A 13,023-nucleotide genomic window follows, 5' to 3' on the forward strand; every position below is an offset into this window, starting at 1 on the left:
AGAACTCCTACCTTAATAAAATGGTGGGAGTTCTTTGTTTAATAAGTTGGCAAAATAACTAAATTATTGTAATTATTTTTTTTTGAATATACGATTAAATATACTTATTTTCTCTGGTGAACTTTGTTCTAGTTCCAGTAATTTTTTATCATGATTTTCCAACTTTACAATAGCAACTTCTAATTGATCTGATAATTTTAGGTTACTTTCAATTAGTTGATTAATAAGCGACTCATATTGTTTGATTTTATCATCTTGAATCGGTTGCATGTCGTTATTCGTGTCGCTCTCAAGTCGAGTATCGGTACCTGATACGTCCGACACGTCATTTTCTGACAATGCTTGTTTTATAGACTTTTCAAGAGAAAAATCAGGGCGTACTTTTAACGCTACCACCCGTTTCAAAACCGACACGTCGCTATTTGTATACAATCGACTGTTATTGCTATCACGATTGAAATAAGACTTGTTTCCACTCGCTTTTTCAATCAAACTAGAGTATTTTCGCAAGGTTGTCACTGCAATTCCTAACTTCTTTGCAGCGACATTAGGCGATATGTATTCTATAAAATTACTATCCTTATTCATAAATAAAACCACCTTAAATGTTGTTATAACAATAGTTTAAATGAATTTAATTAACGACACTAGTATTTAATTTTTCTTGTTTGGACTTTTCACTCTTATATCTTTCAGATTGTGATTCTATCTCTTTATTGTTAACCCAATCATATAATGGAACCTGTGCTTGTTTTTTTTCCTCAAAAATAAAACTAATTCTTTCAATTTTATTTCCTTTTTTAGCTTTTTCTTTTTTATAACTTAGACTTTTAAAGAATGGTTTTAACTCCTTAATACTTTTATCAAGGATTCTTCTATCTATATCATACATACGATAACTTTTAGGAATATCTAATAATCGTTTAAATTCTTCAATCGAGACTGTATAGAAGCCTGTACCTTTAAATTGTTTTAATTTACGGTAAATCGTCTTTGTATAAGAGCTATTAATTTCTGTAAATTCCTTTAACTCAAATTTAGTAAACATTTCAAAGTCATTCAAGAGAAATTCAAATTCATTATTGATACCAATTTTTACAGTTTGTGTATCTGCATTGATATCAAACTTTGTGAACAATACAAAACGTTTTATTCTTGTTTCTGTACGTTCCCCATATGTAAGACCTAGCATTTTAGTATACGTTTTATCTAGATCATTCATAAACCGTTTAACAGATGTCGGCGAATAATTGCTTAACTCTTTTAATTGTTCAAAACTAAATTCGATTTCTTGAGTGTATTTATCTTTTAACTTTGAGCATATTGAAAAAAATAAATCTAATTCATTAGGATTGAATTTTCTAAAACTTACATCGTTCAAACTATTTTCATATTTTACAATTTCATTCAACAAAAATTCCACCTTTCTGTAGTGTTTATTTCATTATAAACACTAGCAGACGACATGTAAATGATGTGTCGTTCTTAAGCAGACAAAGTGTCGTCTATACGCAGACAAAACGTCGTCTATAGCCAGACAAAATGTCGTCTATACGCAGACAAAATGTCGTCTATAGTGCAGACAAAATGTCGTCTTTACTATAACTGTATCCCGCGTGGCCGTAAGCTATAATTCCTCCCTAAAACTCTTTTATCTTTAAAACTCTTTTAAAACTTTCTTAAAACTAATATAAAAGAATAGCTCATAAATTATTTTTAAGAAGAAATTTAAAAACCTAAAATATAAAAAAGAAAACTTGCTACGCAAGTTAAAAGAGATTTTATATAGTTCAAAACCATCTGCAGCGTTCAATGTCTCGACTTACGCTCGACGGTTCGAACCACTGTATGTGTTAAACCCAAAATAACAGCTCTAATTTCAATTTTAATGTTAAGCCTTATAAAAGACGTTCGATTAGTTTTAAACGGATCTAACGTCTTTTTTAGTGGATTTAAATTGATTTTAACTCTCTATTTCTAGTAATTGTTTCATTTTTGTATTTTTAAACCACTAACTTTTCTCAATGGTCCCAATTTTCACCATACATTAAAGGCATTCAGTAGCCACATAAGCGCTACAACAACGATACCGGTCGGGACACTCGCATATAAATTTGTTGCAACCGTTCGAAAGGTCAGTTTTTGATTGGTGCGCTTGATTTCAGCGTTTAGTTTCTCAAAGACTTGGTCCATGGTCTTGGTGATGGTTTGGTTGATCTCGCTTAACTGGGCGTTGTTCTGGTTCATCTCTTGCTGGATCTTCGCGATCTCCGTCTTGTTTTTGTCTAACAGGTCGTTCAGGATCGTTTTCAGGTGTCTCAAGGATTCGATTGACTGCTTTTGAGCTGTCTCGTTGTAGTTGGTCTGTGTGGTTTCTAAGTGTTTCAAGTTGCTGTTGAAGCTGTTCAGGACTGTATTTGTCACTTGTTGAATCTCTTGTAAGTTGTTCTCCAGGTTGGCTTTCTCCAAACTTTTCTGTTGCAGCGTCGCTCCGCTGTAGTTCCGGATCTCGGTCAAGACTTGGATCAATTGCTGCAAATCCTGGTTCAAGCTTGATTGGTTCGGTTGTTGGGTTGTCGTTTCGGGTGTCTGTTGGTTCAAATTGTCTCTCAAAGCCATTTATGATGGTCTCCTTTTCGTAATCTGCGCCTAATTTTTTAGCGCGGACTTTTTTATTTTCTGCTACATGTTGATACGTCACTGTTTTTCCTCTTTCAATCACGTTTACGCCATTTTCAGCCAATTTTTCTTTAAACACGTCAAAATTAGGAGTGGTTTGTTTGGTTTGTTTGGCTTGTTCGATTTTTTCTCGGATCTCGTCTTTCCAGCTGGTCTGTCCTGGACGTTCTAGAATACTTTTTTCTGCGGCAGTGTAGCGGATTTGGGCCGGTTCTTCTGGAATGGTCAAACCATGAGACAAACAAATTTCGTCGTTGATTTCTTTAACCTTTTCGATTGCCTCCACGCCATGCGCTTGAAATTTCAAACCCGTATCCAGATTGACGCTATTAATGACTAAGTGATTATGGATATGGTCTTTATCTGTATGGGTGTAAATGGCCACCTGGTGACCGCTAGCGACTTTTTGCGCTAATTCGTAACCTAGTTCATTTGCTTGTTCCGGAGTGATCTCACCGGGCTTAAATGACTGAATAAGAGTATGCGCTTGGACCTTATCGTCTTTTCCATAGATCATGCGGGTGGCTTTCATCTGAGTTTTGGCATAATTGACATCACAATTTAAGCCGCTTTTGACGGTCGCACGCGGTTCAGCGTAGTTAATGCAGCGCGAACAACTGGTGCTGCGGGCTAATTTAATGGTGGCCATATCAATGTCCTTTCTTCATTTTTTTTCTAGAAAAGTAATCAAATAGTAGCGTTAGAAGTCCGTAAATAATAGTGGTTAACACCACTTCTGTGGCAATTTTTGCTCCCTCAATGGGTTGATTCGAAAAATAATCCATTCCCACTCGGATAAGAAAAACGGCGAAACCAAACGAAACAAGTTGTAGAACTGATCTCCTGTTGATTAATTTAGATTTTTCCATAGTTGATTCAACTCCTTTTGTGTCTTTTTTAATTCAGCTATTAGGTTGGCGGCTAAATTCGGATCAAGTTCTGCCGTATTTGTGGCTCGTGCCATTTGGTTGATATTGTTGCCGATCGCGCGTAATTGTTTGGCGATTTCAATCGCGCCTGCTCGGTCCACTTTTGGTGTCACGAGCTTAGCCCCTTGTGCCTTGCTTTTGACAAAAGCCGGCACACTCATTTGCAAACTTTCAGCGGAGCGCTTCAACTTTTCAAATTCGGGTTCGCTCACTCGAAAGCTGATTTGTTTCGGCTCTTTGCGCTTCGGGTTTCTCTCAGCTGAAGTGTCCTCAAAAATCTCTCGTTCGCTCAACGTCCCACCCCCTGTTTTTCTTCTCTGTCGTTCAGAAACCAAGCATACCACTAAAACGCTTTCGGTTTCCAGTGGTAAGATTGGTTGAAGGGGTTTGGCAAGCTCTATGTTTGCTAGCCACTTCGTGGCGCAAACGACCTTGTTGGGGGACGCGCTGCTCCCCCAATCCCCCTGAAAAACCTGGTCAAAACGTGTCCGTTTTGAGCCAGAAAAAGAGACTAGAAATGTGTCCATTTCGGTCTCTTTTTCTGGCAAGATCAAGCCGTTTTTTTCGTCGTTGGCGTCGGAAAAAAATGGCTCTTTATGCACTGTCTTTTTTCGGTAGTTGGTCCGAAAAAAGACAAGCTCATTACATAAAAAAAAGATAGAAATTCACTTTTTTAAAAGTGGTTTTCTATCTTTCGTAGTGCGTCCAAGCCGACCAAATAATGACTTCTTTTGCGTCATTATCAACCGAGTAAACCACTCGGTGTTGAATATTTAATCGCCGGGAATAGTTATCTTTTAAATTTCCGACTAGCTTCTCATAAGGCGGTGGATTTTGAAACGGGTTCTCTTTTAAAATTTCCATTATTTCTTTAAATTTTTGCTCTAAATGAGCCGATTTTAAATTTTTAAGGTCCTTCATTGTTGATTTTGCTAATTTTACAGAGTATCCCAATCGATATCCTCCAATGCAACAAACTCATTTTCTTGTTCACGCTGGTGGATCACATCTGCTACGCCAGCAGATTGAAGGTATAATGTTTCTTGAATTGCGTCCCAGTCTTTTTTACTGACCATAACGGCTTCACTTTCTTCGTTTTTGCCAGAGATATAAATGGGTTCGTTAGTTTTGTTGACGTCTTTCAATAGTTGATAAAAGACTTTTCTAGCTTGGCTAGGGTTTACGATAGACATAAGCTATTCCTCCCTTTAACATCTTTCTTACTATTGTAACGTACTTGTTTAAGTACGTCAAAGATGTTGTGAATACATGAAATTGCTTATAATCGTCTATCTAACATTTTGACTTGTATAATGAAAAATTATATAGTAGTACAATACTATTTTGGGAATGAATGTCTCCCTAAGCATATTGCTTAAACCGCTTATTAAAGCTGATGACTTCTGCGCATAGGCCGCAGTCTGTCGTCAGCTTTTTTTGCGTGGTGAATGACCAATATAGTTTTTAATTAAGATGGGGGTAGAATAAAGAATGCTTTTAAGTATAGCTTTGATATTGATTGTTGGTTTTATATTTAGTTCAATTTTTAGTCGTTTACGTTTACCAGGTTTATTGGGTCTCATTTTAACCGGGATTATTTTGGGTCCCTATGGCTTAAATCTTTTGGATCCTAAAATATTATCTATATCAGCTGATATACGTCAAATTGCATTGATCGTTATTTTGTTCAGGGCAGGATTGACAATGAATATTAGTGATCTGAAAAAGAATGGTCGCCCGGCTATTTTAATGACCTTTTTGCCGGCTACATTTGAAATAATAACTGTAACGATACTCGCTCCGTTGTTATTTGGAATCAGTACTTTAGAAGCCGCTATTTTAGGGGCCGTTTTAGGAGCTGTTTCTCCTGCAGTTGTGGTTCCGCGAATGATTTTTCTTATTGAAAATGGCTACGGAAAAGCGAAAGGGATTCCCCAAATGATTTTAGCAGGAGCCTCTGTAGATGACGTTTTTGTCATTGTTTTATTCACGTCATTCTTGGGAATGTTTCAAGGAAATGGATTCAATTTCTTTTCATTGCTCTCTGTTCCTGTAGCAATTTTATTTGGTATTCTATTAGGAATTCTAATGGGATATCTCATGGTTAAACTATTCAAGTACCTTCATATTCGTGATACCGTTAAAGTGTTAGTGATTTTAAGTATCTGTTTCTTAATGGTTTCTCTAGAAGAGAGTTTGAAAGGGATTTTTCCAATTTCAGGTTTATTAGGCGTTATGGCTTTAGGGGGGATTATATTGAAGTTATATCCACTTTTAGCTAAACGAATCAATACTAAGTTTTCAAAGGTTTGGTTAGGTTCAGAAGTATTTTTATTTGTTTTGGTAGGATCAGTAACGGATATAACGGCCCTTAGTGAAGCAGGAGTTGCTGTTGTTCTATTGATCGTCATCTCTTTAATTTTCCGTATGCTAGCCGTTTTTTTAAGTGTATCTGGTACAAGTCTAACCGTTAAAGAAAAATTGTTCACAGCAGGCGCCTATACACCAAAAGCGACGGTACAAGCTGCGATTGGTTCTCTTCCGCTAGCAATGGGGGTGCCAGCAGGTAGCCTTATTTTAAGTGTCGCCGTTCTTGCTATTATTTTGACAGCACCATTAGGTGCAACATTCATAGATCTTTCCTACAAAAAACTGCTAGAGAAATAGGATTTTAAGCTACTTGTTACTATGATATCAGTAGTTATAGGAAAAATATAATCAGTTCTATATTGGATGAAAGGAACAAAAACATGAGGAAATATATAGTAGAGTATAAAGAAATTGGACTATACGCAGTTGTCGCAGTATTTATTGGACTAGTAGTTGGCATGCTAGATGCCCTATTTGGAGAAGTTCTTATTCTTATCAGCAATTTTAGAGATAGTTATTCTATCTACTTAATCCCTTTTCTTCCTATAGCAGGTTTAATCATTGTCTATATGTACAAAAAAATAGGGAAAAATACGAATAAAGGCATGAGTCTAGTTTTTTCTGCAGGTAATGAAGAATTGCAGGAAATTCCTAAACGAATGATTCCTTTAACGATTATTGGTACGTGGATGACACACTTGTTTGGTGGTAGTGCTGGTCGTGAAGGGGTTGCGGTTCAAATTGGTGCAACCTTTTCTCATGCAATTGGTCGAAAACTACCCTATAGAAACGCTTCAAAAATAATGTTGATTACAGGAATGGCCGCTGGGTTTGGTGGCCTATTCGAAACGCCATTTGCAGCTACATTTTTTGCCTTAGAGGTATTAGTAGTCGGTAAATTAGAATATTTAGCGTTATTTCCTGCTCTAATCGCAGCATTTGTGGCCAGTTATGTCTCTCACTTTTTAGGCTTAGAAAAATTTTCAATTAATTTAGATGTTGCTGTAACTATGGATAGCCAAACCATTTTTAAAATGATCATCTTAGGCATGGTATTTGGGGTTGTGGGTGGACTTTTTGCTTATGTTTTAGGCTACTCAAAACAATTTATAGGAAAGAAAATCCCTGATTTAAGTAAGCGAATTTTCTTTGTAGGGATTTTAATTAGTTTATTGCTTTTAATTTTCCATATGGGTAGATATTCGGGTCTTGGAACAAATTTAATAGCTGCTAGTTTTGGTGGAGAAAGTATTTATGGATATGATTGGATTATAAAGTTCCTTTTAACGATCCTCACTTTAGCCGCAGGTTTTCAAGGCGGAGAAGTAACCCCCATCTTCTCGATTGGTGCTAGTCTAGGTGTTTGGCTTGCTCCTTTATTCGGTTTGCCTGTAGAGTTTGTAGCTGCATTAGGTTATGCAAGTGTATTTTCTTCGGCTACAAATACGCTCATTGCACCTGCACTAATCGGAGCAGAAGTTTTTGGCTTTAATTATTTACCCTATTTTCTTTTTACTGTTTGTATTTCTTATATTTTTAACGGCAATCATTCGATTTATAAAGGACAAAAGTCTATCTTTTAAAATAAAGGAACGTAAATTGCTTATTAATTGATTAAAATGTTGTTTATTGCTATTCTTTGGATAAATAACAAAATAGGTGATGGTGTTCGCCTTTAACTATCATAAATAGATATGATTAATGACACCTACTTAGACAAGCGCATTTTCCTGCGTTTATTTAAGTAGGTGTCATTTTTGTTGTTTAAAATTAAAGGAGGAAACAATATGTCAGCAGGTATTCATTTCATTACAGCAAGGGAAATATTTGATTCACGTGGGAATCCAACGGTAGAAGTAGATGTTCATTTAACGGATGGTTCATTGGGACGAGCTGCGGTTCCTTCAGGTGCTTCTACTGGAGAGAAAGAAGCCGTTGAACTAAGAGATGGAGGAGATAGACTAAGAGGACAGGGAGTATTAACAGCAGTAGAAAATGTGAATACTGAAATCAATGCTTTGTTAGCAGGTCGCTCTCCGTTTGATCAAGCTGCTATAGATAGTTTAATGATAAAAGCAGATGGAACACCAAATAAAGAGAGATTGGGCGCTAACGCCATCTTAGGTGTCTCTATGGCCGTTGCTAGAGCTGCAGCTAACTCATTAAACATTCCACTTTATCGTTATCTTGGAGGGGTTGATTTAGAAATCCCATTGCCATTTTTTAATGTTATCAATGGTGGAAAACATGCTGATTCTGGTATAGACGTACAAGAATTTTTAATTACTCCTATTGGTACTTCAACATTCCGGACAGGATTAGAAATGGTAGCAGACACGTATCATACGTTGAAAAAAATCTTAAAAGAGAAAGGTTTAGAAACAGCTGTAGGGGATGAAGGCGGATTTGCTCCTCGATTAAAATCAACTGAAGAAGCACTTAGTTTATTAGTTGAAGCCATTAAAACAGCTGGATATGAACCTGGTAAAGATATAGCTATTGCTATGGATCCTGCAGCTAGTGAATTTAGTTCCGATGGTATTTATCATTTTGAAGGAAAAGAATTGAATTCCGATGAAATGATAAATTACTATCAAACTATTATTGAGAAATACCCTATTATTTCTATTGAAGATGGTCTATCTGAACATGATTGGGATGGATTCAAAAAAATGACGGATTTAATGGGTGATCGGATTCAATTAGTAGGAGATGATATTTTTGTAACTAATCCAGAAATTTTCCAAGAGGGAATTGATAAGGGTGTAGCCAATTCAATCCTAATTAAATTAAACCAAATTGGAACTGTTTCTGAATCAATTGAAGCCATTAAAATGGCTAGAAAAAATCATTATACAACTATGATTTCTCATAGATCAGGGGAAACAGGGGATACCTTTATTGCAGATTTTGCGGTAGCAATGAATGCAGGTCAAATTAAGACAGGTTCAATTGCGCGTTCTGAAAGAGTTGAAAAATATAATCAATTTTTACGCATAGAAGAAGAATTAGGTAATTCTGCTAGAATGTCTTCTTTTGAAGTTTAAAAGAGTTCTTAGTTGAAGCACTAAATTTTTAACAGAACAATACATTAAATTGGATAAAAACGTGTATCGGGAATCCTATTCCCATAGGGTTCTTTTTTTATAACGCCCTTCAATACATGATTATATGGTATACTAAACAAAATCATGTATCACTTTTGTGAGAGGAGAGGGCTTTTAAATGAGTTACAACGTCCAACCATTACGGACTCAGCAAGAAATAAACGACTTTTTATTTTGTTTAAGAAGAAACAAAAACGCGGATCGGGATGTTTTTCTATTTTTGATCGGCATTAATAGCGGTTTGCGCATGTCCGATATCGTTAAATTAAAGAAACAAGACCTGATTTCCTCAAAAAATCCCCGTATTGTCGAAAAGAAAACGGGTAAGACTCGTATTTTGTATTTGAGTAGTCTTCAGGACTTGATTCAAGACTATACAAAAGACTTAGCACCAGAGGATTATTTGTTTCCTAGCACTAAAGGTGGTCATTTGGAAGTCAATACGGTCTATCAGATGTTTCAAAGAGTGGCTGCCCTGCTAGGAAGAGACGATATCGGGACGCACACGCTGCGTAAGACGTTTGGTTACCACTATTACAAGAAAACCAAAGACGTGGCCACTCTGATGGAAATATTTGGACATAGCAGCGAGAAAATTACGAAGCGCTATATCGGGATCAATGAGGATGAAATTAGCGAGACCTTACTCAGTTTTAGACTAGGATTCTAAAATTGAAAATCAAGTAATATCTTTCTGTACTTAAACTCCTATTAATTACTAATTTACATCATATACTTTATTAGCAATCTCAAAATTATCTATTAATTCTTCCTTATAATCGTCTTTTAAGTATTTAAAAAAACTATATAAATCTGCATAATCTTTTTGATCTAATCTTGACTTGAAATTATTAACTAAGACATCATGTTTTACTGGATTATTTAATATGTTTTTATCCATATAATATGATTTTAGCGTTATTACTTTTAGGTAGGTGGTTACATTTTTGGCGTTAAATTTTTTATCATTTACTCTTAAAATAAATCTTTTCCAAGAACAGAAATAAAAATAGGTATAAACCCCTTCAACAAAAAGTTTCCTTCTAATCACATAATCAAAAGAATTAGGGTTCATTACACTAATTCTAATATGTTGCATTTCTATTGTTGAATAACCTCGGAAATACCTTTTATAAGCACTTTTTATTACTTTTATAATATGCTTTAATTTATTTGTTTTTCCACTATTTTCAAGCTGCATATTTGAATTTTCATCTATAATAAATTTAAACTTTTTTATTATATTAAATATATTAAAAGTTACATCAAATTTTTGTTCAAATAATCTTTTAAAGTTTGTATTATGCCCGTTTCTTTCAAAATAATCTCTATCTTCAGCATAGATAATAAATCCTAACAAATAAAAACGAATGTCTTCTTTGCCTTTTCTGTGTTCATTTTCTGCTTCCTTAATAGTATAAAACTGTTTATTAAATTGATTCATTTGCTTAACAATCTGATCTCTAGTAGTTGAAAATGGTTGAACTCCTAATATATCTTTTGAATTTCTATATAAGTGAATTATTGAAAAAACAAGTATGATTAAAGTTTTAATGTATAAGTTAGGTGTAAAACTGGTTATTAGGATACATAGGAGGAGAATGTACCACTCCACTATAAATATCCAATATAAAGTATGATATATCCAATATTGGATAGTACTTAATTCTTGTTCTAGAAAATTATTTTTATTATTTGAATAAGATAAATTTAATGTAGATAAAGGTAAAATTAAGAATATGAAACTAAATAGAATCCATATGATGTTCGCTCCCAAAACATTTGAAAGAACATATAGTAACAAATAACAGGTTAATAAATATTTTTTTTGATAGTATTTATTTTTCACGTCTTCCCCTAAAGCCAGTATTATTGTAAATGTGGCTACAAGAACAGTTAAAACTATGTCTAACTTATATGGTTCAATATAAGCAATCAGTTCACTAGTTTTTGTAATAATACTTTCTAACATTTGCAGACCTCACCTTCTTGTACACATAATAACGCACGTCTTAGTATAAACATAAAACATTATATATATACCAAAATTTCAAATTTAATATTAGTAAAGTTACGTTAAAAAAAATTTTATATACTTGAAAAACATATAAAGTTTACATAATCACCAATAAACAAAGTTATTTCTTATTTGTTCAAGTGCTTTACTAACTATCTTATGGAACTTTATTCATTTGGCTGTTGTTTCTGGTCTGTAAATTTAAAAACAAAGTTCGATCTAAAATTTCCTCCCAAAATAGTTCTTAAAGATGAGACCTATAAAATGTTATCTATATAACTTTACTGTGTCATCCAAAAAGGCTAAATAGTTAGTAATAAAAGTTTCTGGGTATTCTATTTTTATTTTCTTGCCGAATCCGGCTAGAAACTGGAAGCCAAATTGGTTTTCTGGCAATTCAACTGTCGCTAGATAGTTATTTTGAGTGACTCTTTTTACAGCATTTTTACCAAACCTCTCAACAAATTGATCTCTTACACTCACATCTATCAGTAGTTGTACGCTAAATAAACTTTGTTGTTTAATGTATCTTTTTTCTTCCTGCCATTTATTATCAGATCTTGAGATAAAGTAACCGTCTTTTTGAATATTTAATATCCTAGTCAACTTAAAGGTCCGATAGTCTTCTCTTTCTAAACAATAACCAAAAAGATACCAATGCATTTCATTTAAATGTATTTTATAAGGTTCTACGATTCGATTTGTTTTGTTTCCGGTTTGGTCTATATAGTCAAAATTTAATAACCATTTGTTCTCAATTGCTTGATTTATTAACGTAATCTCTTCATTGATTTGACTTCTTCCCGTCCAATCATAAAAGGTTAAATGAAGTTTCGGAGAAATATCTAAACTAGTCATTCCTTTAATTTTTTGGATAGTTTCTTGAATTTCTTGATTCGTAATCAGCTGTTCAAAACCACCTAGAGCTATAAAGATGTTTTCAATGTCCCTATGATTTAATAATCGCTTATCAAATTTATACTCTTCTATTAGTCCATACCCTCCGTCAGCACCATGTATTGCGTAAATAGGGATATTAGCATAACCTAATGATTCAATATCTCTTTGAATCGTTCGTTTTGTAACATTAAAAATTTGACTAAATTCTGATGCTGAAACAACTTTCTTTTGTAATAAAATCATCACTATTGAGATAAGACGTTCAATTTTTTTCATAGTTCTCCTCCAATATACGACACACTGTTGTCACCTATGACCCATTATACTTCAAATATAAAAAGGAGGTAATAAATGATGAAAATGATAACTTATTTACAATTTGATGGAAAGACAGAAGAAGCATTGACTTTTTATGCGGAAGCACTGCAAGCAACGAGTGTAAAAAAAGTGAGGTTTGGGGACTTTGGGCAGGATCCAAATTATCCATTAACAGAAGCAGAACAAAATATGATCATGGAATCTCGTATTGAATTTTTAGGAAATACATTAATGTTATCTGATGTCCTGCCTTCAATGCAAGCTGTAACTGGGAAAATCATAACAGGAAATAATGTCTTAATCAGTATCATAGATGCTGATCCAGTACTAAATAATCAAATTTTCGAAAAACTATCAGAAAACGGAATTGTGGCTATGCCATTATCTTCTACACCATGGTCAGCTAGTTTTGGAATGGTAATTGATAAATTTGGTGTAATGTGGAAATTTAATAGCGAGGCAAGTAAGTTTCTAAATAGTTTCGTAGATTAACCATTTAGATTAAGTAGTCGAATATACAAAAATAAGATTGAAATAATTTAATTTTGATTTGAACGTTCTAGTGAGCCACTAGGGCGTTTTTTTGTAATGTATAAATGTAGTACTTCTGATGATTTATAAATTTTTTGAGTACTAATTAATGATTATTTTCACTAGAATAAAGATTATGATTTACATAATTACCAATTAAACAAAGAACTCC

The 13,023-nt window shown here is 34.0% G+C and carries 14 protein-coding genes and 2 riboswitches; of the genes, 5 read left to right on the forward strand and 9 right to left on the reverse strand.

The genetic code is table 11. The features are described 5' to 3' along the window. Positions 1–72: 72 nt before the first annotated feature. The 7 genes from ABS911_RS11960 to ABS911_RS11990 all read right to left on the reverse strand — a co-directional run bounded on the left by ABS911_RS11960 (position 73) and on the right by ABS911_RS11990 (position 4,801). A complete protein-coding gene (locus ABS911_RS11960) occupies positions 73–588 on the reverse strand; it encodes a helix-turn-helix domain-containing protein (protein ID WP_187949235.1) in 516 nt (171 codons plus the stop codon). Between the two features lie 46 nt (positions 589–634). Next, on the reverse strand, positions 635–1,411 hold the full coding sequence (locus tag ABS911_RS11965; protein ID WP_350467769.1) for a replication initiation protein: 777 nt from the start codon (positions 1,409–1,411) through the stop codon (positions 635–637). A gap of 765 nt (positions 1,412–2,176) precedes the next feature. Continuing rightward, entirely contained in the window at positions 2,177–3,328 is a 1,152-nt protein-coding gene (locus tag ABS911_RS11970) for a relaxase/mobilization nuclease domain-containing protein (protein WP_350467770.1), read from the reverse strand. Position 3,329: 1 nt separating this feature from the next. After that, entirely contained in the window at positions 3,330–3,548 is a 219-nt protein-coding gene (locus ABS911_RS11975) for a hypothetical protein (protein ID WP_350467771.1), read from the reverse strand. Continuing rightward, entirely contained in the window at positions 3,530–4,210 is a 681-nt protein-coding gene (locus tag ABS911_RS11980; RefSeq protein WP_350467772.1) for a MobC family plasmid mobilization relaxosome protein, read from the reverse strand. The genes ABS911_RS11975 and ABS911_RS11980 overlap by 19 nt, the downstream gene beginning before the upstream one ends. An 85-nt stretch (positions 4,211–4,295) precedes the next feature. Then, the gene (locus tag ABS911_RS11985; RefSeq protein ID WP_350467773.1) at positions 4,296–4,562 is read right to left on the reverse strand and encodes a Txe/YoeB family addiction module toxin; all 267 of its coding nucleotides are present in this window, start codon (positions 4,560–4,562) and stop codon (positions 4,296–4,298) included. Beyond that, a complete protein-coding gene (locus ABS911_RS11990; RefSeq protein ID WP_010620828.1) occupies positions 4,547–4,801 on the reverse strand; it encodes a type II toxin-antitoxin system Phd/YefM family antitoxin in 255 nt (84 codons plus the stop codon). Before ABS911_RS11990 ends, ABS911_RS11985 begins: the two co-directional genes overlap by 16 nt. Positions 4,802–4,945: 144 nt before the next feature. Continuing rightward, positions 4,946–5,021: riboswitch (Fluoride riboswitch) on the forward strand. Positions 5,022–5,099: 78 nt separating this feature from the next. Between ABS911_RS11990 and ABS911_RS11995 the strand changes: the two genes are divergently transcribed. The 4 genes from ABS911_RS11995 to ABS911_RS12010 all read left to right on the forward strand — a co-directional run bounded on the left by ABS911_RS11995 (position 5,100) and on the right by ABS911_RS12010 (position 9,755). Continuing rightward, on the forward strand, positions 5,100–6,275 hold the full coding sequence (locus ABS911_RS11995; RefSeq protein ID WP_281738393.1) for a cation:proton antiporter: 1,176 nt from the start codon (positions 5,100–5,102) through the stop codon (positions 6,273–6,275). An 83-nt stretch (positions 6,276–6,358) separates the two neighbouring features. Then, the gene (locus tag ABS911_RS12000) at positions 6,359–7,561 is read left to right on the forward strand and encodes a chloride channel protein (protein WP_350467774.1); all 1,203 of its coding nucleotides are present in this window, start codon (positions 6,359–6,361) and stop codon (positions 7,559–7,561) included. 66 nt (positions 7,562–7,627) lie between these two features. Beyond that, a riboswitch (Fluoride riboswitch) is annotated at positions 7,628–7,696 on the forward strand. Positions 7,697–7,765: 69 nt separating this feature from the next. Further along, positions 7,766–9,025, forward strand: coding sequence for a phosphopyruvate hydratase (gene eno, locus ABS911_RS12005; protein ID WP_350467775.1), 1,260 nt, complete (start codon positions 7,766–7,768; stop codon positions 9,023–9,025). Positions 9,026–9,203: 178 nt separating this feature from the next. Beyond that, complete coding sequence (locus ABS911_RS12010; protein ID WP_086951637.1) at positions 9,204–9,755, forward strand: tyrosine-type recombinase/integrase; 552 nt, start codon at positions 9,204–9,206, stop codon at positions 9,753–9,755. Between the two features lie 48 nt (positions 9,756–9,803). Here ABS911_RS12010 and ABS911_RS12015 read toward each other — a convergent pair whose 3' ends face one another. Further along, positions 9,804–11,057, reverse strand: coding sequence for a hypothetical protein (locus ABS911_RS12015; RefSeq protein ID WP_350467777.1), 1,254 nt, complete (start codon positions 11,055–11,057; stop codon positions 9,804–9,806). A gap of 312 nt (positions 11,058–11,369) precedes the next feature. Continuing rightward, positions 11,370–12,278, reverse strand: coding sequence for a helix-turn-helix transcriptional regulator (locus ABS911_RS12020; protein WP_350467778.1), 909 nt, complete (start codon positions 12,276–12,278; stop codon positions 11,370–11,372). Positions 12,279–12,353: 75 nt separating this feature from the next. Between ABS911_RS12020 and ABS911_RS12025 the strand changes: the two genes are divergently transcribed. Then, positions 12,354–12,812, forward strand: coding sequence for a VOC family protein (locus ABS911_RS12025; protein ID WP_350467779.1), 459 nt, complete (start codon positions 12,354–12,356; stop codon positions 12,810–12,812). Positions 12,813–13,023: the final 211 nt, after the last annotated feature.

This window comes from Carnobacterium sp. (assembly GCF_040274425.1).

Bases quoted from the DNA above. Each gene is read 5' to 3' on its own strand.
- ABS911_RS11960 (WP_187949235.1), bottom strand. From the start codon at position 588: ATGAATAAGGATAGTAATTTTATAGAATACATATCGCCTAATGTCGCT.
- ABS911_RS11970 (WP_350467770.1), bottom strand. From the start codon at position 3,328: ATGGCCACCATTAAATTAGCCCGCAGCACCAGTTGTTCGCGCTGCATT.
- ABS911_RS11975 (WP_350467771.1), bottom strand. From the start codon at position 3,548: ATGGAAAAATCTAAATTAATCAACAGGAGATCAGTTCTACAACTTGTT.
- ABS911_RS11990 (WP_010620828.1), bottom strand. From the start codon at position 4,801: ATGTCTATCGTAAACCCTAGCCAAGCTAGAAAAGTCTTTTATCAACTA.
- ABS911_RS11995 (WP_281738393.1), top strand. From the start codon at position 5,100: ATGCTTTTAAGTATAGCTTTGATATTGATTGTTGGTTTTATATTTAGT.
- ABS911_RS12000 (WP_350467774.1), top strand. From the start codon at position 6,359: ATGAGGAAATATATAGTAGAGTATAAAGAAATTGGACTATACGCAGTT.
- eno (WP_350467775.1), top strand. From the start codon at position 7,766: ATGTCAGCAGGTATTCATTTCATTACAGCAAGGGAAATATTTGATTCA.
- ABS911_RS12010 (WP_086951637.1), top strand. From the start codon at position 9,204: ATGAGTTACAACGTCCAACCATTACGGACTCAGCAAGAAATAAACGAC.
- ABS911_RS12015 (WP_350467777.1), bottom strand. From the start codon at position 11,057: ATGTTAGAAAGTATTATTACAAAAACTAGTGAACTGATTGCTTATATT.
- ABS911_RS12020 (WP_350467778.1), bottom strand. From the start codon at position 12,278: ATGAAAAAAATTGAACGTCTTATCTCAATAGTGATGATTTTATTACAA.
- ABS911_RS12025 (WP_350467779.1), top strand. From the start codon at position 12,354: ATGATGAAAATGATAACTTATTTACAATTTGATGGAAAGACAGAAGAA.